Genomic DNA, 21,389 nt, shown 5'->3' on the forward strand with positions numbered 1-21,389 from the left:
CCATGAAAAATTGGGCTGCCGCGCAGGAGCTCAGGGTATTCACCATGCCCATTAATGATAAGCATACTTATCATTAAGCTCTAAATTTCTTACTTACCCAGCGAATCCACCGTGACTCTCCCTCACCCCATCCTGATCGTCGGCGGCGGCATAGGCGGCCTGGCCACCGCCCTGGTGCTGGCACGTGACGGCCACGCCGTGACCGTGCTGGAGCAGGCGGCCAGCTTTGGCGAAATCGGCGCAGGCATACAGTTAGGCCCGAATATTTTCCGGATGTTTGCCTACCTCGGCTTGACCGACGTGGTCAGCAAGGTGTCTTTCTTCCCGGCCGGCCTGGGCATGAACGATGTACGCACCGGTGAAAAAATCGTGCGTGTGCCGCTGGGCGACACCGCCCGCGCCACCTACGGTTTTCCTTATGGCGTGATTTACCGCGCGGACCTGCACCAGGTGTTTCTCGATGCCTGCCTGGCCCAGCCGAATATCACCCTGCGCACCCATGCCAAAGTGGCGTCCTTCGAGCAGTCGGCGGACAGCGTGCGTGTTGGCCTGGCCGGTGGCGAAGTGCTGCAGGGCTCGGCGCTGATAGGCGCGGACGGACTCTGGAGCAAGGTGCGCGAGGTGGTGGTGGGTGACGGCAAGCCGCGCGTGTCCGGCCACATTGCCTACCGCGCCGTGCTCAAGCGCGAAGACGTTCCCGCCCATTTGTGGAGCGACGACGTGGTGCTCTGGGGCGGCGAAAAAACCCATCTGGTGCATTACCCGCTGCGGCGCGGCGAACTGTTCAACCTGGTCGCGGTGTTTCACAGCAACAAATACGACGAAGGCTGGAACACCTTTGGCGACACGGCAGAGCTGACCGAGCGTTTTGCCGAGGCCTGTCCGCAGGTCAAGGAACTGTTGGGCAAGATAGAGACCTGGAAGATGTGGGTGTTGTGCGATCGCGAACCGGTGAACAACTGGACCGATGGGCGCGTGACCCTGCTCGGCGACGCGGCCCACCCGATGTTGCAATACCTGGCCCAAGGCGCGGGCCAGGCGATTGAAGACGCGGTGGTGTTGCGCGAGGCCTTGCGTTTCACGCGCGGCGATGTGCCGCTGGCGTTTCAAAAATACCAACAGGCCCGCTATTTGCGCACCGGCCGGGTTCAGCTGACGGCACGTTTTTATGGCGATATTTACCATGCATCCGGCGTGCAACGCGAGCTGCGCAACCAGATGTTCCAGAGTGGCGCCGAGAGCGCCGGCTTTGCCGGGCTGCAGTGGATGTACGACGGAATCGAGCCTTCAAAGCTGTTCAAATAGGGCTTTTGCCACCCGGAGAATCGAATGAAAAAAGCCTTCACGCACGCTACGCTTTTGATAGCTGCTCTCGCACTACCCGTGCTGGCTACAGCCCAAAATAACTCACAAAAATCGACTGCCAAAGAACCATCGTCTACAGCTGCCAGCTGGCCGACCCGGCCGGTCCGACTCCTGGTCGGTTTCCCGGGCGGCTCCACGCCCGACATGGCCGCACGTACGCTGGCCGAACCGCTGTCCCGCGTGCTGGGTCAGCCGGTGATTGTGGAAAACCGCCCTGGCGCATCGGGCAACATCGCGGCCGATCTGGTGGCCAAAGCCACGGACGATCACACCCTGGGCGTGGTGATCAACGGCAACCTGACCTCGGCCAAGATGCTGTATTCCAAGCTGCCTTACGACCCGGCGAAAGACTTTACCCCCATCTCCCTGCTGGCCACGGCACCGCTGGTGCTGGTCGCTCCGGTGAACCTGCCTTCCGGCAGTGATTTCTTCCTCGCAGCGCGTAACGGCGGTGACAAGTGGAACTACGGCTCGGTCGGCAACGGCTCGGTCGGCCACCTGGGCATGGAACTGCTCAAGACCAAGGCCGGCAACTTGGCCGCCGTACACGTGCCTTATCAGGGCAACCCGCAAGTCATCACCGCGCTGCTGGGCGGCCAGATCCAGATGGCGCTGGTGCCGCCCGGCATCGCCTTGCCACAAATCAGGGCCGGCAAACTCAAGGCGATTGGACTGACCAGCGGGCGTAGCGCGCTGGCCACCGACATCCCACCGCTGGCTGAGGCCGAAGTGCGCAACTTCAACCTGGAAGTCTGGACTGCCCTGATCGGCCCGGCCAAACTCTCCAAGGCCGCACAAACCCGCCTGGCCCAGGAAGTGCCGAAAATCATCCGCGACAACGACACGCGCCAGAAACTGTTCAACCAGGGCTGGCAAGCCGTGGGCACCTCGCCCGAAGGCCTGACCAGCCGCCTGCGCAGCGAGACCGCCATCATGGGCGGCATCATTGCGATGCGCGGGATCAAAGTGGAATGATGCCCCCACGGTCGCTCACTGCGTGTAGCTCCCTGCCCCCCGAGGGGGCCGCTGCGCCTGCGGCCCGGCGAAGCCGGTTCCGCGGCCCCTGCTTGAAGATGCGGGGATAACGTGAGCACCTACGTTCGCGGTATCCCGTTCGTCCATCAACCTTAGACCGATTCGCATGCCAGCCTCATCCCACTTGAACACCGTTACCGAACCCGCACGCACCCTGCCCGTCTACGGCGAATTCGACGTTGTCGTGATCGGTGGCGGGCCGGCCGGCCTGGCCGCGAGTGTGAGTGCGGCCAAACGCGGCGCGCGTACCTTGTTGGTCGAGCGTTACGGTTTTCTGGGCGGCATGGGCACGGCCGGTGGTGTCACCAATTTTGCCGGCCTGTACGGTAAAAAAAATGGCGAGATGCAGCAGGTGGTGCATGGCGTGGTGGACGAGTTGCTGGCGCGTCTGGATGCGCTGGGCGGGCTGAACCAGCCGCAGGACGGCATGCAAGGCCGCATTCGCGTGCGCTCTTATGACGTGTCCGCCTACAAATGTGCGGCCGACCAGTTGTTGTTGGCCAGCGGTGTGCAGATCCTGTTTCATGCCTGGGCGGCGGCGGTGGTGATGAAGGGCTCTGCCATCGAGGCCTTGGTGGTGGAAACCAAATCCGGGCGCCAGGCCATTCGTGCGCAGCGTTTCATCGACTGCTCGGGTGATGCCGACGTGGCCCATTTTGCGGGTGTGCCTTTTGAGCTGGGCGACGGCCAGGGCAGCGCCCTGTTCCCCAGCACCATGTTCCGTGTCGGCCATGTCGATGCCGAACGCGCGCTGGCCGCGGTTGGCGACTTCAAGGCCATCAACGATTTGATGGACCAAAGCCTGGCGCGTGAGCCGGGCCGTTACCAGTTTCCACGCAAGGGGGCGATTCTCAGGCCGCAGAAAAATCCCAGCGAATGGCGCGCCAATGTCACACAAATCAGGAATAGCAGCGGTCAGGCCATGGACGCGACCGATGCACGCCAGCTCAGCGACGGTGAGCTGGAAGGCCGCCGGCAAATCACCGAATATTTCCGTTTTCTCAAAAACGAGGTCCCCGGTTTTGAAGCCTCGGCCATCGTGGACATTGCGCCCCAGGTCGGCATACGCGAAACGCGGCGCATCTGCGGGGCCTATTCGCTCACCGGCGAAGACATTTTGTCCTCGGCCCGTTTTGATGACGTGATCGGCATCAACGCCTGGCCCATGGAAATGCATGTGGACGGCGCCATTGCCTGGAGCTTTCCGCGCGATGACAACCGCGGCTACAACGACCTGCCCTGGCGCATGCTGGTGACCCATGAGGTCAGCAACCTGCTGGTGGCGGGACGTTGTGCATCCATGGCCCACGAAGGCCAGTCGGCGGCACGCGCCAGCGGCGGCTGTTTTGTGATGGGCCAGGCCGCCGGCACCGCCGCTGCGCTGCTGGAGACTGGGACATCCTTTGCCGACATCAACATCGCCCGCCTGCAGCAGGCGCTGCTGCAGGACGGTGTTTATTTCGACCGCTGAACCTGTGACCGGAGACACCCCCATGGACATGAAAACGCCCCCTGGCACGGCACGCAAAGCCTTTTACGATGCCATCCGTGCGCAACACATGACACCTCTGTGGGAGGTGTTGCACGCATTGGTACCGCAACAACCGACCACGCCTTGCGTGCCAGCCTTCTGGTCGTACGCGCAGGTGCGTCCTTACCTGATGCAGTCCGGCGAACTGATCACCGCCGAAGAAGCCGTGCGCCGCGTGCTGATCCTGGAAAATCCGGCCCTGCAGGGGCAGTCCGCCATCACCCAATCGTTGTACGCCGGCCTGCAATTGATCCTGCCCGGTGAAATTGCACCCAGCCACCGCCACACCCAAAGCGCGCTGCGTTTTGTCGTCGAGGGCCATGGCGCTTACACCGCGGTGGACGGTGAACGCACCCACATGGCGCCGGGTGACTTCATCATCACGCCGAGCTGGACCTGGCACGACCATGGCCACCAAGGAACGGTGGAAAGCGGCGAACCCGTGGTCTGGCTGGATGGCCTGGATATTCCCATGCTGCGTTTTTTCGATGCGGGTTTTGCCGAAAACAACACCGAGCGCTCTCAGCCTGTCACCAAAGCCGAAGGCACGAGTTACCAGCGTTACGGTGCCAACATGTTGCCGGTGCGTTACGACGCGCCCTTTGGCCAGACCTCGCCCATCTTCAGTTATCCCTACGCCCGCACCCGCGAAGCGCTGTACACCCTGGAACGTCAGGCACCGGTGGATGCCTGGGACGGTGTCAAGCTGCGTTATGTGAACCCGGCCACCGGTGGCTCGCCCATGCCCACCATGGCCACTTTCATGCAACACCTGCCGGCCGGCTTTAGCGGCCAGCCCTGGCGCCAAACCGACGGCGCCGTGTTCAGCGTGGTCGAAGGCCACGGCACGGTGTCTATCGAACATGCGGGGCAAGAACATGTCTTTGCGTTCGGCCCGCGCGATCATTTTGTGATTCCATCCTGGCACACGGCCCAGTTGCGTTCGGCGCAGGGTTGTGTGTTGTTCAGTTTTTCAGACCGCCCGGTGCATCAGGCCCTGGGCATACACAGAGAAGAGAGGTTGTCATGAGTTTTGTTTTTACCCCACCCGCCCCCGTGTCGGTCCCCGTTGTGGGCAGCACCGAGCGTTTTCCTGTGCACCGCGTGTATTGCGTGGGCCGCAACTACGAAGAACACGCCAAGGAGATGGGTTTCACCGGCCGTGAGCCGCCGTTTTTCTTTCTGAAGCCCGCCGACGCCGTGGTGGTGGTGGATGCCGGCCAGACCGGGACCATCCCCTACCCCAGCCTGACCAAAAACCTGCACCACGAAATTGAACTGGTGGTGGCGATTGGCACGGGCGGCAAAAACATCAAGGCCGCCGATGCGTTCAAACACATCTATGGCTACGCCGTGGGCCTGGACATGACTCGCCGCGACTTGCAGGGCGAGATGAAAAAACAGGGCCGCCCCTGGTGTATCGGCAAGGCTTATGACCACTCCGCCCCGATCGGCCCCATCACACCCGCGGCCCAGGCCGGCGATGTCGCCAACGCCGAGTTGTACCTGCAGGTCAACGGAGTCGACCGCCAGCGCAGCACGGTGGCCAAACTGATCTGGAACATCGCCGAAACGATTGAACATCTGTCCGTGGCCTGGGAGCTGCAACCCGGCGACCTGATCTACACCGGCACGCCCGAAGGTGTGGCGGCTGTGGTGTCCGGCGACACCATGGTCGGTGAAGTCAAGGGCCTGGGCACGCTGACCGTCAAAGTGGCCTGATGCCCCCTGGAGCGATTGCGCGCTTTTCGCACAGTCGCTCCATTCATCGCGCAAATACCCGAGCCACCTCGGGTATCCCGCATGCCCGGACAACACGTGGACTCGGATAATCAGCCCGAATTCAAAACGCCGCAGGACATCCCTGCGGCATTTTTTCATGCCCCGACCTGCAAGCCCGACTGCCCCCTGGAGACCCGTTTGAAAATTCTGCAAAACCTTGCGAAGTTGTGCGCCATCCTGGCCGGACTGCTGCTCACGGGGATCACCCTGATGACCTGCGTCAGCCTGATAGGCCGCAACACCACCGGCGCGACACTGGTGGGTGACTTTGAACTCACAGGTGTCGCCGCAGGCGCGGCCATCGCCTTGTTCATGCCTTTTTGCCAGCTCCAGCGCGGCAACATCATCGTTGACTTTTTCACGACCCGGCTCAGCGAGGCGAGCAACGCCAAGCTGGATCGTTTTGGCGCCTTGTTGTTGGCCATCCTGTTTGCGGTCCTGGCCTGGCGCACAGCGCTGGGCGGCCTCAACTCTTATGCCACGCATTCCGAAACACAAATTCTTGGTTTCCCTGAATGGGTGACCTACCTGATCATGGTGCCGCCCTTTGTGCTGACAGCACTCATTGGCCTGCATCAGAGCCTGCTTGGTTTTGGCGATACCGCGGGAGCACAGGCATGAGCTCCATCACTTTGGCCCTGACCATTTTTGGCATCATGCTGGTCCTGATGGCCCTGCGGGCGCCCATCGCGGTGGCCATGTTCGCGGCAGGCGGCATAGGTTATGTGATGCAAACCGGCTGGTCGCCTTTTGCCAGCTTCCTCAACACCCAGGCCTTCGCCCGTTTTGCCAGCTACGACCTGTCCGTCATTCCCTTGTTCATTCTGATGGGGCATTTTGCGACACAAGGCGGCATCAGCAAGGCGCTGTTCCAGTTTGCCGCCAGTGTGATGCGCCATTTCAAGGGTGGTCTGGCCATGGCAGCCGTCTTGGCCAGCGCCGCTTTTGGCGCGATCTGCGGCTCTTCCGTCGCGACCGCGGCCACCATCACCAGCGTGGCGCTGCCGGAGATGAAACGCCACGGTTATTCCGGACGCCTGTCCACGGCGACTCTGGCCGCTGGCGGGACGCTGGGCATCCTGATTCCCCCGTCGGTGCCCCTCGTCATTTATGCCATCCTGACCGAGCAGAACATTGCCAAGCTGTTTGCTGCCGCCATGGTGCCCGGCCTGATCGCCATGTTCGGTTACATCGCGGCGATTGCGATTTATGTGCGTGTGGTTCCTGGCCACGCGCCCGAGGTTCGGCTCGACAGCGCGCGGGTCACGCTACGCTCTGCGCTCGCCGTCGTGCCTATCGCCATCATTTTCCTGCTGGTGTTCGGCGGCATTTATGCCGGTTATTTCACGCCGACCGAAGGCGCAGCCGTGGGAGCGGCTGCCACCTTTATCGCGGCGCTGCTCAAGCGCGAGCTGACCTGGGCCAAGTTCATCCAGTGCTTTTATGCCACGGCAGAAAGCTCGGCCATGATTTTCCTGATCTTCATAGGCGCCGACCTGATGAACTCGGCACTGGCCCTGACCCAGGTGCCCAACCAGCTGGCGGCCGTGGTCGGAAGCTGGGGCTTGTCCCCCTTGATGGTCGTGACGGCGATTCTGCTGTTTTATGTGGTGCTGGGTGCGGTCATGGACGAGCTGTCCATGCTGCTCCTGACCATACCGATTTTCTTCCCCATGGTGATGGGGCTTGATTTCGGCATGCCCAAGGAGTCCGTGGCCATCTGGTTTGGCATCATGGTGCTGATGACCGTCGGTTTTGGCCTGCTGGCGCCGCCGGTCGGGCTCAACGTCTATGTCGTCAACGGCATGGCCAAAGACGTGCCGATCGCCGAAAGCTACCGCGGTGTGCTGCCCTTCCTGATCAGCGACACCCTGCGCACGACGCTGCTGCTGTTTTTTCCCGGCATCTCGCTCTGGCTGGTCAAGTACATCAGCTAGATGGACTCAGGGCAATCACGGGTTCACAAACCGGTCTGCCTGCTTTAATTTCACACCACCTATATCGGAGACACACATGATTCAGCGACGCACTCTTCTCAAAACCGGCGCCGTGGCCGCGCTGGGCGCACCCGCCCTGTCCGGCTTGGCCCAGCAGGCCGTGACCCTGAAGTTTCACACCTTCATGTCGCCCTCGTCCAACGTCTGGCTGGGCATGCACAAACCGTGGATGGAAAAGATCGAAAAAGAATCGGGTGGCCGCATCAAGTTCGAAGGTTATCCCGCCATGCAGCTGGGCGGCACACCGGTGCAACTTTACGATCAGGCCAAGGACGGCGTGGTCGACGTGGTCTGGACCTTGCCAGGCAACACCGCCGGACGTTTCCCGCGCATCGAGGTGTTTGAGCTGCCGTTCATGATGTCCAATGCGGAAGCCACGTCCAAAGCCTATTGGGAATACGTGCAAACCATGGCTGCCGACGAGTTCAAGGACACCCAGGTTCTTGCACTGCACGTGCATGGCCCCGGCGTGATTCACACCGTTGACAAACCGGTCAAGTCGATTGCCGAGATGCGCGGCCTCAAGATGCGTGCGCCCACGCGCCAGGTCACCAAGCTAATGGGCATACTCGGCGCCATCCCGGTGGGCATGCCCCTGCCAAGCATTCCAGACGCCTTGAGCAAAGGCACCATCAATGGCTGCGTGATTCCGTGGGAAGTCGTGCCCTCGGTCAAGGTCAACGAACTCACCAAGTTCCACGCCGAGTTTGATCCCGCCGGTGGCAGCCTGTACACCACAACCTTCGTGATGGCCATGAACAAGGCCAAGTACAACTCACTGGCACCGGACCTGAAGAAAATCATCGACAACAACTCCGGCATGGCCACCTCGGCCTGGCTGGGCAAGGTGCAGCAGGGCAACGACGTTCCGGGCCGCAAAACAGCCAGCGACCGTGGCAACACGATTTACACCGTCAGCGCGGCCGAAGCCCAGGAGTTCCGCCGCAAGTCACGTACCGTGGAAGTCGAATGGGTGGAAGACATGAACAAACGCGGTTTCGACGGCAAGAAACTGCTGGAGACCGCACGCGGCCTGATCGAGAAACACACCAAAGCCACCAAGGCTTGATTCAGGCCCCCCCCCCCCAGAAAAGGGCTCCAGACGGAGCCCTTTTTGCTTTCAAATTACACTTGAGCCATGTACCGCAGCCCCATCAAACATTGCAAAAACTGCGGCACCGCCGTGCTCTATCGGGTGCCCGACGATGGCGACACCAAGGAGCGCGCAGTCTGCCCGGCCTGCGGCACCATTCACTACGAAAACCCGCTCAACGTCGTCGGCACCGTACCACACCTCGGCGACCGTGTGTTGCTGTGCAAGCGCAACATTGAGCCGCGTTGGGGCAAATGGACTTTGCCCGCCGGCTTCATGGAGTTGAACGAAACCACCGCGCAAGGCGCGGCACGAGAAACCGATGAAGAGGCCGGTGCGCAGTTTGAAATGGAGGACTTGTTCAGCGTCCTCAACGTCGAGCGTGTTGGTCAGGTGCATCTGTTTTACCGGGCTCGGCTGCTCAGCGACCAATTCAATCCCGGCCACGAAACCATTGAAGCGAGGTTGTTCACCGAGGCTGAAATCCCCTGGGAAGAAATTGCCTTCAAAACCGTGAAGGCCACGCTGGAGCGCTACTTTGACGACAGGCGCAAAGGCAGCTATGGCATTCACGTGCTGGATATCAGCTAATAAAGGCCTTGCCTCAATGTAAGCAAGTGCAGTTCACACGACTGGCGTCACCTAAAATTTGCCATCCCCGGCCCCTCGACAGAGGCAGCCGCCTGCCTCTTGTGTTTTCCCCATCCCATACCCCGGAATTTCATGTTCAAAACCGCGTCTATTTTCCGCATCGCCGACGACTTCGTCCTCCCTCCACTCGAAGCGCTGGAGGAAGTCCTCCAGGCGGCCCGCTTCATGCCTTGCGGCGCCACCCAGGCCGAGTCCAGCGGCTGGGTCGCCCCGCGCGGCAACAAAAGCACGGTCCTCGTTGAAAGCGTAGGCGGCCAGGTGATTGTGAAGCTCTGCAGCGAACGCCGGCCTCTGCCGGCTTCGGCCGTCAAGGCCGCCGTGGAGGAGCGCATTGAAAAATACAAACAGGAAACCGGTCGTGAACGTGTGGGTTCCAAAATCAAGAAGGAGTTCAAGGAAGAAGCCATTCTTGATCTCCTGCCGCGCGCCTTCACCAAACGTTCGGCCACAACCTTGTGGATAGACCCTGTCCACAAATTTCTGGTGGTGGACTCCGGCAGCCTCACGGGGGCCGACAAAGTCGTGAGCCACCTGATCGAAGCCCTCAGCGAGGTCCCAGGCTCCAGGCCCGGCATCCAGGTCAAACCCGTACAAACAACGATGGCAGCGGCCACCGCCATGGCGCACTGGCTGTCGAGTCGCGAAGCACCCGTCGGCTTCACGGTCGACCGTGACTGCGAACTCAAGATGCCTGACGACCAGAAGTCAACGGTCCGTTATTCGCGCCACACGCTGGAAATTGACGAAGTGGCGCAGCACATTGCATCCGGCAAAGTACCCACACAACTGGCCATGACCTGGAACGATCGCGTGTCCTTCATGCTCACGGATGCAGGCCAGGTCAAAAAGCTCAAGCTGCTGGATGTTGTGCTGGATGGCGTGCAGGACAAAGGCAAGGATGACGACGGCTTCGACACCGATGCCGCCATCGTGACAGGCGAGCTGTCGGCCTTGATCCCGGACCTGCTGGAAGCCCTGGGCGGAGAACTGTCCGGCGATGCGTCCGCGCTGCCAACAGAGGCTGCAGCAGCCGGTCTCGCCGCCGTTTAAACACGGCAACAAAAAGCCGGTGAGCAAATACTCACCGGCTTTTGATTGTCGTTATGGTCGGTGTGAAAGGATTCGAACCTTCTACCCCTTGCACCCCATCCAATTAAGCATATATTTCCTTGACTTTCTTTGCACATCCCCGCAAGACAAATAATCAATAAAATCAACGACTTACAAAATAATATCGGACAACAACATACAATTCAGTACGACAAGAGGGAATCATCGGTTTACCCCTTGGTTTACCCCTCAAAGACTACTGAAAGACTACATGACGCGCTACCCCAAATCAGGCAAGGGCAAAAAATGGACTCAACTGGAGCTCAAATCCATATCGCCTGATTGGCGTGGAGACACCCTCAGTGATGGCGATGGCCTAAGTGGCGAGGTCCGGGTCGCAGTCGAGTCCAGTGTGGTTTCCGTCCGCTTCAAGTACGCATTCAAGCGGGACAAAAAGGTGGCATGGCATCAGTGCGGCACATGGCCGACGCTGACTATGGAGGCAATCCGGGCCAACCGTGACAAAGCACGTGAACTGATCAAGGCTGGAATCAACCCCAACGACCACAAGAAAGCCGAACGCATAGAGCGGCAAGCCGAGGTTGAAGCCACTATTGCCGAAGCCGAACAAAAGCTTATCGACAACCTTTCCTTCTCGGCCATGTTCGAAGCTTGGCTGAAGGACGGCGTAGTCCGAAAAGATGGCAATGCAGAGATCATCCGATCTTTCAGTAAAGATGTCCTACCGGCTATTGGATCAAAGCCGGTGGCCTCAATTACCGAACACGATCTACGCGCTCTGCTTCGCGCCATTGTCAGTCGTGGCGTTAACCGGATGGCCGTTCGGGTATATCACGACATCGTCCAGCTATTTGATTGGGCCGAAGAGCGCAAACCCTGGCGCCAACTGATGACAGAAGAAAACCCTGCGAATCTTCTGGAAATAGAAAAAATTGTTTCGCCAGACTATGACCTAACCGGGGAACGGGATCGACTTCTATCCACAGATGAATTGAGGGAGCTTAGAAGCATCTTCGAGGAAATGGAGCGGACCTATGCCCAAGCTCCCGTCGGAAGCAAGTACGAAGTCGCCCGCCCACTAAAGAAGGAAAGCCAAATTGCCATCTGGCTTTGTCTCTCAACGCTTTGTCGTATTGGTGAATTGCTAATGTCCAAGTGGGAAAATGTTGACCTGGAAAGTGGTCAATGGCATATACCCATCGAAAACGTCAAGGGCAAACTCGGCAAGAAAAAATCTCACCGCATATCGCTATCTCGATATGCGCTTGAGAAATTCAAAGAGTTGCATGAGCTAACTGGTAACACGCCATTTTGTTTTCCATCTAGAAATGACGAGGCCACGCATGTCTGTGTCAAATCCGTGTCAAAACAGATCGGCGATCGACAAACACAGTTCAAATCCCGAAGCGGTCCTCTGAAAAACCGGCGCAATGACGACAGCCTTGTACTCGGCAAAGGGAAAAATGGTGAATGGACACCACATGACATGCGCAGGACAGGATCGACCATGATGCAAGCGCTCAAGATTTCACTTGATGTCATTGATCGTTGCCAGAATCACGTCTTGGAGGGTAGTCATGTCCGTCGGCACTATTTACATCACGATTACTTTGAAGAAACGCGTGACGCATGGTCGCGCCTAGGAGAGAACTTGGAAATCATTTTCGCGGCAACCTCCTCTGACTCTGGCGAAGAACCGGCGGCTGCGACCTCCCGGTAACTGACGGATGCCAAGGTTACGGTCTCTCAGCTCCGGCGGAACCAGGAAGCTTGATAAGCTTGATAAGCTTGAATTTAATTGGGTAACCAGCTCACGAATTTTGCAGTCGGAAATGCCTGAAATTCAAACGGCGTCTATCGCGTGAACCTCGGCCTCTGGCTACCTGCCCTCATCCCACCAGTCGTGAAAGTTGCGGGTCATTGCGTAACAGCAAGCACCACCGAGCAACAGCCGACAGTTCTGCTGCTGGGCTCGTCATCTCGCGCACGCGAGCCCGAACTTGAATCAGCTTGGCTTTGGCTGCCGGGTTATTGCCCGCGTCGCAGCGGGCTTTCGCGTTGGTGAAGTCTGCGATCAACTTGTCCACTTGCAGCCAGACCTTGCGGCGTGCCTCAGCCAGCGGCACGTGATCGTTCAGTTTGAGTCGCTTAACGGTCTCATTGACGCGCTCTTGCTCCCACGCCGAAATGCCCGGCATTGGGATGACCTTGCCCTCTTCGTCGAAGGCAATCAGGGCCACATCGTCATCATCAATCGGGTCAAGCAGGTAGCGTGATTCCGATTCTTCGCAGGGCTGTGCGTGCGTGGAGCATAGTGAGCCCTCCTTGAGCGGAAACCAGCCGCCTTTCTTGCGGTTGCCAACGTTACCGCAGACACGGAAATTCATGTAGTTGAAAGCCAGCCACCAATAGCCATCGCGCACAGTGGCATCCAGCGCCTTGGCTTCCTTCTTGGGGCGAAAGTGCTCCACGTCGTAGTGCGAATACAGCTCGCGGACTTCCGAAAACCAGCACTTACCTGCCGACAGGACCAGTAGCCACTCCTTCAAAGCTCCCCAGTGGGCACTGTTTGAGTCGATCAGGGCATTACGCTCGTCACGTTGGCCTGCAGCATCCAATGCAGCCAAATCAGCCGCCAATTGCGCAGACTTCCCCAGCCAGGCGCTCCACTGTGCTTTTGTCCACGGCACCCAGTTTGGGATGTTGGTATCGGTTGGCAGCTTGTTTTCAAGGTCGATCCAGATCACTGAGCATCCTCCTCACGCAGAATTTCATCGATGATGGAATCGGCAATGGCACCTCGCTCGGCCTGTTCCTCCCGCGTGAGCACGGGTTTGCGGAAGCGGCGGTGCTGCGCCATCTTGCGCACGAACAGCGCGTAGTCGGGATCGCGAAAATCGGCGGTCGAAAAGCCCAAGTCAGCCAGCTCGGCAGACAAGCGAGTCAGCTCGGCATCTTCTTCAACAGTGCGCGGGGCCTTCACGAACAACTCATTGCGCCGGAACAGGCGGCGCTCGGTTTCGATGTCTAACGTGGATGACAAGCCAAACAGCTCGCTTTTAAGCAGCCCAGTCACGCCCATGCCTTGCGGATGTTCATCAGGAGAGTCCACCACGGAGCGGTTGCCATCACGGCGCAGGATGTGCACCTGCTCGCGCTTGAGGCTCCCCACCATCATCGGGTCGTGAGTGGTGATGAGAATTTGCGATTCACCCTGCGCCTGCGCGCCATCATCCGATGTCAGCACGCCTTCGATGTCGTCGAAGTAGCGCAGCTTCCAGATTGGGTTCAGGTGCGTGTCCGGCTCGTCGAGCAGGAACAGGCAATGGTCTTCGCGGGTGATTCGCATCAGACCCAGCACGGTGAGCATTTGCAGTTCGCCTTCTGAAAGCTGGGTGAAGCTCACCTTACCGCCGTGCTCATCACGCTTCTTGACGATGATGCGCACTTCGTCGATCAGATCGCCGATATAGGCGCCCTCGGCGTAACGGAAAAAGCTGTCGGTACCGCCCACCAACTCGCCCAGTTGCTTGAGCTTGTCCTGGCTCGGCACAAACAGATAGAGCTGCTTCTGTTTCTCGCTGCGGCCACGGAAGTCGATTTGCTTGGTGACTTCCTGCTCAATCGGTGCCCAGGCCACTTGCCAAAGCTTGTCGAGGAATTCACTCACCACATTGCCACGCGCATACCAAAAGCGCGGGTCGCCCTCGTTGAGCTCGTTCTCGTCGAACTTTCCGCCTTTGCGTTTTTCGCGCAGGCGGTGCGGCTCCTTCAACACAAACAGCGCGGACTCCAGCGACTCGATGTGTAGGTTCTTCAACACCTTCTGGAAAACCGGGTCATCCGACAATAAACAAGCCAGCAGAACCAACTGACTGTGCCCGCCACGGCAATAAAACAGGCGGCGCAAGCGGTCGTCGCCGAACTGGCGTAACTTGCTGTCTTCGCGATTTCGGGCCTCCGTTACGGCGCGGATATCGGCCTCGCTGCCGGTGAAGCCTTCCAGCAAATGGGCGGGCAACACCTCCTCGGCGGTGATTTCTTGCCGACGGTTAAAGCGGCGCTGGTGCTCCTGAAACAGCGTTTCCATGCGCTCGTTGCGGCCCGAGTAATAGGCAAAGATGTGTGAGGGCAACAGCTCGCGGTTTTTCAGCAAATATCCCTGAGACTCGGTTTTTCCATCCACCCACACATACGGGCGTTTTTGCTTGGCGGTATCGGCCTCGATGCGCACGCCATGACCGCGAATGCGGTACTCCAGCGTGTAGTTGAGGGTGGCTTCGCGGTCGAGATCAACATCGCGGAAGATCGTAATCAGCGCCTCAATCAGGTTGGACTTGCCAGTGCCGTTCTGGCCAATCAGGGCGTGGCTGCGGATGGGCTGGGCATGAACCTCCGCTGGTGCGCCCATAGTGGGCTGCAAGTGCGAATCGAACGTGATGTCGAGCTCGCGCAGGTTACGGAAAACCGGGATGCGGATGCGCTGCAGTTGCATATCAGGCGCTACCCGTATAGGACTGCTTCTCGCGCATTTCAGCGACGGCGGGTTCCAGAATCCAATCGTGCGCCACCTCGGCTTTTAGTTGCGCGTAAAAGGCGTCAATCTCACCGCCGAAGCGCTGCCATAAATCCTTGGCACTCATCTCGCCATTGTGGCGGGCCAGGATGGTGGCCAGTGGCGCTTGGGCTTTGACGTCAGGTTGCGTACCCGAGCGCAGCGGGGCAATCAGTTCGGTTTGCGGGGCTTTCATGGGTTCCTCTGCTTTTTCGGTGACGATGCCCGTAAGGCTGGAAACTGAGGCTAAAGCCAGCGTCGCCGCCATTTCCTGTTTCGACCTCAACTGACTTTCGAGCTTTTCGCATATTGCCTGATAAGTGCGCACGCGCTGCATGATCGCACTACACGCTGACTGATTTGGCACAGGTATAAGAACACTCCCTACCTGCGTCAGGTTGAGCCCAGGCTTGTCGCCGTAGATGTATCGAGATAGAAAGTGACGCCCGCCAAATGCATTGATCATCCAGAAATGGATGAATTCTGCCAACCAAGGCTCCCGCAAACGAATCAAAGCAACGTGCTGGCTAACGTAGGCATCTTGAGTCAGAGCGGGAACTGTCGCGCATTTGCCAACATTTCCGCCTGTGATTGTTAGTAAGAGGTCCCCCTGCCGCACAAGAGTGCGCTTGCCCTCCGCCTTCACTGGCAACGAGACAAAGGCTGGATTCTCAAAGATCAGTGCATCGTGCTTGATATCCTGCGACCGAATAAACGAGTCACCTGCACTGGCAATGTAAGCCTTCCATCCTCGTGAGCCACTGGTGATGTACTCGGACAGCTCCGCGAGAGTCTTCCAATGCCAGCCTTGGGGAAGTGGTACGACATCATCAGCTAAGGAGGCTGCCGAATCTTCGTGCTTTACATCTGAAAGAAGGGCTCCTCTCAGCGCGAGATCAAAGATCACGTCGCGGAGCATGCGTACATCCTCCGGAGCATGAAACAGTCTCCCGAAGTTGTCGGCCACGCGCTCCCAGGTGGTTTGCAGTTTGTGCGGGCTGGTGGCTCTGGCGACGGCTTGCAGGGTGGACTGGCGCAGATTGTTTTGCAGTTTACGGCGGGCCAGCTGCTGCGTTTCCAGCTTGTCGCATACAGCCATCAGCTCATCGACTTTGGCGACGATGCGGGATTGTTCTTCGAGCGGTGGCAGCGGGAAAGGAATCATCGCCAAGGCTTTGCTCGACATATTTGAAATTCCGATTCCTTTGCGATGAACATTGATCTCACCCGTAGAGTTCAACTTCTCGAAGAAACGGTAGGCAAAAAATGGATTTATGCCGCCGAAGAAGCGCGCGCGATGTACATGATTCTGAAAACAAACGTCATGATCTGAAGTCCAGACAGCAGCCCGTCCTGCTTCGCCGCCTTCGCAAATCAAAAGGTCATTCTTACGAGCGGTACATTTTTCAAGCTCGTCCTCGCGTATGAGCATTTTCTTTACGCTACTCAGCTCAAAGCGGCCCCAATAAAGATTGGAGGTAGTGATGTAATCCCGGGGGAGCCCACTGTTGCGGCTGGAGTCCAGTGTCTTGCCAGAGTTGTGCAACGAGATTTCACCAAAACGGACCCAAGTCCAGTTTTCCGGGACCGAATAAAGTAAATCACTCCGGCCGAGGTTTGGCAGTGGCTTGGGAGAACGTATTACCTTGGTTTGAATGAGCTTTCGTTTTTCTTCCTCAACCTGCACTAACAATTCGTCGGCAGTGGCTGCGGATGATTGCGGAATCAACTTGCCCTGCATCGCAAGCACAAGCACCAGCTCTCGCATCTGCGATATTCCGTTGGGTGCATTGGCAATACTCCCAAACTCGGCCAAAAACTGCTGCACGTCCATCAGGCTTCCTCACCGACGAAGTGGTGTGCTAACGCCGCGGCCAGTTCGTTCTTGAGCTCGTTTTCGGTTTCTTCGATTTCACCCAACAGCTTTTTGTATTTCTCCAACAGCAGGTCGGGGTCGTGGGTTTCTTCTTCCGGCGCGTTGGGGTTCTTGATGTCGAGATTGAAGATAGGCCAGTAGATGCGGTCGCCCGTCGCCTGCGCGTCGCGCGCTTGCAGGCGCAGGGGTTCGACCTTGGCACGCAGCTCGGCAACCTGGGCTTCAATCTTTTCGCGGTAGGGGGCATCTGTTGTGCCGACCATGCTCCTACGCAAATCGCTGGCTTCGCCTTCCAGTGCAGCGGCTTGATTGTTCAGTTCTTCAGCAAGCTGCCAGTGTGGTTGCGCGGCGGCCTCAGCTTGTTCGCGCTTGGTTTTGAAATCCACCTTCCAGGCGAATTCGTTTTCCACCCGGTCGGCAAAGTCGTTGACCTCAATGCCCCACCATTCCTGCACAGGCTTGAACTCTTCCAGACGAATTGGCTTGGTTTTGGAATAGCTCTTGTAGCCCGCCGGGTATGGGTGCTCGTAGAACCAGATGGTGTCGGTGTGGAAGTGCTCGGTGCCGTCGTCCGCCATCACGCCCTTGGTGAAGAAAAGCAGGTTGGTTTTAATGGTGGTGTACGGGGCGAATACGCCCTTGGGCAGGCGGATGATGGTGTGCAGCTTGCAGTCGCGCAACAGCAGCTTTTTCAGCGTTCCCTTGATTCCTTCGCCAAACAAGAAACCATCGGGCAGCACCACGGCGGCTCGGCCATTTTCCTTCAACAGTTTTTTGATTATGAGCGCCATGAACATGTCGGCGGTTTCGCGGGTGCGCAGGTCGGACGGATAGTCGCTGCCGACGCCATCATCTTCATACCCACCGAAAGGCGGGTTGGTGATGATGCAATCGACTTTGTTATTGGCGCTCCATTCGTTCCAGCCGATACCCAACGTGTTGCGGTGCTCGATCTGGCTAGGTACGTCAATACCGTGCAGCAACATGTTGGTGGTGCACAGCAAGTGGGGCAGCTGCTTTTTCTCGATGCCGTGGATCAGCTCCTCAATCGCACGCTTATCTTCGGCGCTGGACTTTGTTGAGAGTTGATTGCGGAAGTGGTCGATGGCAGCAGTCAAGAAGCCGCCGGTGCCGCAAGCCGGGTCCATCACCGTTTCGCGCTTGTCCAGACGCGGGTTGACGCGGTCGGCCATGAAGGCGGTGATGGCGCGGGGGGTGTAGAACTCCCCCGCATTGCCTGCACCACGCAGGTCATTGAGCATCTGTTCGTACACATCACCGAGGCTGGCCCGGGTTTTGAAGTCATGGAAGTTGATGGAGTCCTCCAGCTTCTCGATCACGGCCAGCATTTGCGGGCCGGATTTCATGTAGTTATTAGCATCTTCAAAAACCTGTTTGATGACTTTATGCTGCGGGCTCTTGCTGGCATCGATCTGGTCTTTGAGCGCCGGGAAAAGTTCGTTGTTGACGAAGCTGATCAGCTCGCTGCCAGCGATTTGTGGTTTCTTCTTGCCTTCGGCATCGGCCTTGTAGGCAGCCCAGTTACGCCAGCGGAAACGCTCGGGCAAGGGGGTCTGGTATTTGGCATTGTCGTCTTCCCACTCCTCTTCACGCTGATCGAATACTTTGAGAAAGAGCATCCAGGTAAGTTGCCCAAGGCGCTGGGCGTCGCCATCGACACCGTCGTCCTTGCGCATGATGTCCTGTATGGACTTGATGGTGCTGCTGAGATTCATTGTTTGGTTCACTTATTGATTGGCTTGATGCGTGATCAAGCCTGCTTCAGTTCGGGTAAGTCGTAGAGCGCTTGTTCGAGCTCGTGCACGGCTTGGGTGTATTGCTCTACGCTGCCAAAAATGCCGCGCCGGATTTGAGTTTTGCTGCCGAATTGATCAAACGGTGGCAACTCCAGCACCTTGGCGTCTTCAATGTCTTGCACGCCGTGGTCGGCGAACTTGTCGAGCAGTGCTTCGAGCACGGCGCGTGCTTGCTCGCCGTACTTGCCGAACACATCACGTTTCTTGACGTTGTTGGCACGCTCACGGCGGGTAAGTGGTTTTTGGTCGAAGGCGACGTGGGCGACCAGATCGAAGGCGTCCAGGTCACTGCCATTAGCCACGGCTTGCTGTAATATTTCCAGCGGCACACCGTGTTCCGCCAGTTCGTCGAGCACGGCCTGTTTGCGTTCGGCGATGTTCCAGCGGCGCAGAAAGTCGCTGAGATTACCGAACTCGGCTTGCAGAGCCTTCTTGATGTCGTCCTTCAGCAGAACGCGGTAGTCCTCGGTGATGAGCTTGCCGTCGGCATCCAGATACTGTGATCGTTCAACGGCAACGCGCACGTTCACGTCGTCGATGACGTACTTGACTCGCCCTTCGCCACCACCGCCTCCACTTTTGTAACCTCCGGGTTCGGTATCGTCAGCACCCGTGAGGTTGGGGCCATAGGTCGGCGGTTCTGGCTCTCCGATGCCGGGTGGGTTGGTGAGATCTGGCGGCACGACTGACTCATCGGGCCTGGGTTCGTAGATCACCACCGGCTCGCCGTCGAAGTCTGGGTCAGCGAACAAGCGTGTCGCCCCCTTGAAATCCATGATGGTGAAGTACAACTTCTGGTAGTCCTCACGCAGACGGGTACCACGGCCAATAATCTGCTTAAACTCGGTCATTGAGTTGATGTTCTGGTCCAGCACGATGAGCTTGCAGGTCTTGGCATCCACGCCCGTAGTCAGCAGCTTGGACGTCGTGGCGATGACGGGGTAAGGCTCGTCGTTGTCGATGAAGTACGAAAGTTGCGCTTTGCCTTCATTGTCGTCGCCGGTGATTCGCATCACGTAGCGGCGATTGCTGGCGGCGGCTGGAATCAGCTTGACCAGCTCTTGTCGCATGCGTTCAGCGTGGTCCTGGTCATCGCAGAACACGATGGTCTTGGCCATCGGATCGGTGGCCTTGAGGTATTCCCAGACTTTACTGGCGACGAGCTTAGTGCGTTTTTCTAGCACCAGATTGCGGTCGAAGTCCTTGGTATTGTACTGGCGTTGCTCCACGGCTTGGCCGAGTTTGTCGACCTTGCCTTTCTCTGGCGTGTAGCCCACAGCATCGACATCGGTGGCAATGCGAATGACTTTATAGGGTGCAAGGAAACCATCTTCAATGCCCTGCTTGAGAGAATAGGTGTAAATCGGTTCGCCAAAGTAGGTGGCGTTGCTTACATCCTTGGTTTCTTTCGGTGTGGCTGTCAGACCTATGTGCGTGGCGCTGCTGAAGTAATCGAGAACTTCTCGCCAGGCGGAGTTGTCGGCCGCGCTGCCTCGGTGGCATTCGTCGATGACGATCATATCGAAAAAGTCGGACGGGAACTGGCGATAGATCTGCCTCCATTCCTCCTTGCCGGTCACGGCCTGGTAAAGCGCAAGGTAGATCTCGTAGTTCTTCTTAATCTCGCGGTTATTAACCTTATGCATCACCTCGCCAAAGGGGGCGAAGTCTTGCTGCATGGTTTGGTCAACCAGGATATTGCGGTCGGCTAAAAACAGGATGCGTTTCTTGGATTTCGACTTCCACAGTCGCCAAATTATCTGGAAAGCGGTGTAGGTCTTGCCGGTTCCGGTGGCCATGACCAGCAGCACGCGTTGCTGACCTTTGGCAACGGTTTCAATTGCACGGTTGATCGCCACGCGCTGGTAATAGCGCGGCTCACGGCCACTGCCGTCAGTATAGAACGGTTGCTCTATGAGCTGGACAGCCTCAGGGGCTGCCAGCCCTTTCCATTGCTGGTACAGCGGCCACAAATCATCCAACATGGGGAATTCGTTGAGTTGAAACTCGCGTTCTACTTGCTGCGTGAGACCAGTGCGATCGTGCAGCAAAAAACCTTCACCGTTGCTACTGATGGCGAATGGGGCATCCAGCATTTCTGCATAGGCCAATGCCTGTTGCATGCCATGCCCAACAGAAAACTTGGCCTGTTTGGCCTCCACAACCGCGATGGGGACGTTTGGCCTTGCATAGAGCACAAAGTCGGCGCGCTTTGGGCCGCCTTTAGCATCTGGGTTTTTGACGCGAGCAGCGAGCTTGCCACGTACCATGACGCGACCGTCAGTGAGGCTCACCTCTTCGCGAAACTGATGCTGCTGCCAGCCCGCGTGCACGATGGCAGGCGTGATGAACTTGGTGCAGATATCGCGCTCACTGAGTTGGTACTTGTCCATCGCCATGGGCTCTCCCATCAATCATGTTCTTGCTCTTCATTCGCGCCGCCCGCGCGCACCCACTCATCGACGTCAGACAACTGGAACTTCCACAGGCGACCGATCTTGTGTGCAGGTAGCCCTTTGCGCTCTCGCCAGCGGTAGACGGTGTCTTTCACTACGCCCAGATGTTGGGCGACTTGTTCAGCGGTGACCCACGGTTCGGTGTTCATAGAGTTGGGAT

The 21,389-nt window shown here is 58.1% G+C and carries 17 protein-coding genes; 11 read left to right on the plus strand and 6 right to left on the minus strand.

Annotated elements, in window-relative coordinates:
* Positions 1-111 precede the first annotated feature (111 nt).
* The 11 genes from ACHMXK_RS15230 (at position 112) to ACHMXK_RS15280 (ending at position 12,245) form a co-directional block, all read left to right on the plus strand.
* A complete protein-coding gene (locus ACHMXK_RS15230; protein WP_397441394.1) occupies positions 112-1,305 on the plus strand; it encodes a 3-hydroxybenzoate 6-monooxygenase in 1,194 nt (397 codons plus the stop codon).
* Between the two features lie 24 nt (positions 1,306-1,329).
* Positions 1,330-2,340 carry a Bug family tripartite tricarboxylate transporter substrate binding protein gene (locus ACHMXK_RS15235; RefSeq protein WP_397441395.1) on the plus strand — a complete coding sequence of 337 codons (1,011 nt, stop codon included), beginning with the start codon at positions 1,330-1,332 and terminating at the stop codon, positions 2,338-2,340.
* A gap of 166 nt (positions 2,341-2,506) precedes the next feature.
* Positions 2,507-3,871 carry an FAD-dependent oxidoreductase gene (locus ACHMXK_RS15240; RefSeq protein WP_397441396.1) on the plus strand — a complete coding sequence of 455 codons (1,365 nt, stop codon included), beginning with the start codon at positions 2,507-2,509 and terminating at the stop codon, positions 3,869-3,871.
* Positions 3,872-3,893: 22 nt separating this feature from the next.
* Positions 3,894-4,961, plus strand: coding sequence for a gentisate 1,2-dioxygenase (gene gtdA, locus ACHMXK_RS15245; RefSeq protein WP_397441397.1), 1,068 nt, complete (start codon positions 3,894-3,896; stop codon positions 4,959-4,961).
* The gene (locus ACHMXK_RS15250) at positions 4,958-5,653 is read left to right on the plus strand and encodes a fumarylacetoacetate hydrolase family protein (RefSeq protein WP_397441398.1); all 696 of its coding nucleotides are present in this window, start codon (positions 4,958-4,960) and stop codon (positions 5,651-5,653) included. The genes gtdA and ACHMXK_RS15250 overlap by 4 nt, the downstream gene beginning before the upstream one ends.
* An 81-nt stretch (positions 5,654-5,734) precedes the next feature.
* Complete coding sequence (locus ACHMXK_RS15255) at positions 5,735-6,334, plus strand: TRAP transporter small permease (protein ID WP_397441399.1); 600 nt, start codon at positions 5,735-5,737, stop codon at positions 6,332-6,334.
* Complete coding sequence (locus tag ACHMXK_RS15260) at positions 6,331-7,650, plus strand: TRAP transporter large permease (protein ID WP_397441400.1); 1,320 nt, start codon at positions 6,331-6,333, stop codon at positions 7,648-7,650. Before ACHMXK_RS15255 ends, ACHMXK_RS15260 begins: the two co-directional genes overlap by 4 nt.
* A 76-nt stretch (positions 7,651-7,726) precedes the next feature.
* Positions 7,727-8,779, plus strand: a complete 1,053-nt coding sequence (locus ACHMXK_RS15265; RefSeq protein ID WP_397441401.1) for a TRAP transporter substrate-binding protein — start codon at positions 7,727-7,729, stop codon at positions 8,777-8,779.
* 69 nt (positions 8,780-8,848) lie between these two features.
* The gene (locus ACHMXK_RS15270) at positions 8,849-9,394 is read left to right on the plus strand and encodes an NUDIX hydrolase (protein WP_397441402.1); all 546 of its coding nucleotides are present in this window, start codon (positions 8,849-8,851) and stop codon (positions 9,392-9,394) included.
* A 132-nt stretch (positions 9,395-9,526) separates the two neighbouring features.
* Entirely contained in the window at positions 9,527-10,504 is a 978-nt protein-coding gene (locus tag ACHMXK_RS15275) for a recombination-associated protein RdgC (protein WP_397441403.1), read from the plus strand.
* A 271-nt stretch (positions 10,505-10,775) separates the two neighbouring features.
* Positions 10,776-12,245, plus strand: a complete 1,470-nt coding sequence (locus ACHMXK_RS15280; protein WP_397441404.1) for a tyrosine-type recombinase/integrase — start codon at positions 10,776-10,778, stop codon at positions 12,243-12,245.
* Positions 12,246-12,414: 169 nt separating this feature from the next.
* Here the strand turns inward: ACHMXK_RS15280 and ACHMXK_RS15285 are convergent, their stop codons facing one another.
* Genes ACHMXK_RS15285 through ACHMXK_RS15310 form a run of 6 tightly spaced genes read right to left on the minus strand, consistent with a single transcriptional unit; the run spans position 12,415 to position 21,378 of the window.
* A complete protein-coding gene (locus ACHMXK_RS15285) occupies positions 12,415-13,272 on the minus strand; it encodes a hypothetical protein (RefSeq protein ID WP_397441405.1) in 858 nt (285 codons plus the stop codon).
* On the minus strand, positions 13,269-15,020 hold the full coding sequence (locus ACHMXK_RS15290; RefSeq protein WP_397441406.1) for an AAA family ATPase: 1,752 nt from the start codon (positions 15,018-15,020) through the stop codon (positions 13,269-13,271). The genes ACHMXK_RS15285 and ACHMXK_RS15290 overlap by 4 nt, the downstream gene beginning before the upstream one ends.
* A 1-nt stretch (position 15,021) precedes the next feature.
* Positions 15,022-16,914, minus strand: a complete 1,893-nt coding sequence (locus ACHMXK_RS15295) for a restriction endonuclease subunit S (RefSeq protein WP_397441407.1) — start codon at positions 16,912-16,914, stop codon at positions 15,022-15,024.
* On the minus strand, positions 16,914-18,692 hold the full coding sequence (locus ACHMXK_RS15300) for an N-6 DNA methylase (protein ID WP_397441408.1): 1,779 nt from the start codon (positions 18,690-18,692) through the stop codon (positions 16,914-16,916). Before ACHMXK_RS15300 ends, ACHMXK_RS15295 begins: the two co-directional genes overlap by 1 nt.
* 35 nt (positions 18,693-18,727) lie before the next feature.
* A complete protein-coding gene (hsdR, locus tag ACHMXK_RS15305; RefSeq protein ID WP_397442535.1) occupies positions 18,728-21,166 on the minus strand; it encodes an EcoAI/FtnUII family type I restriction enzme subunit R in 2,439 nt (812 codons plus the stop codon).
* Between the two features lie 17 nt (positions 21,167-21,183).
* The gene (locus ACHMXK_RS15310) at positions 21,184-21,378 is read right to left on the minus strand and encodes a helix-turn-helix domain-containing protein (RefSeq protein WP_397441409.1); all 195 of its coding nucleotides are present in this window, start codon (positions 21,376-21,378) and stop codon (positions 21,184-21,186) included.
* Positions 21,379-21,389: the final 11 nt, after the last annotated feature.

The sequence above is a fragment of the Polaromonas sp. UC242_47 genome (assembly GCF_044452385.1).
In the GTDB taxonomy this organism is placed as follows: Bacteria; Pseudomonadota; Gammaproteobacteria; order Burkholderiales; family Burkholderiaceae_C; genus Polaromonas.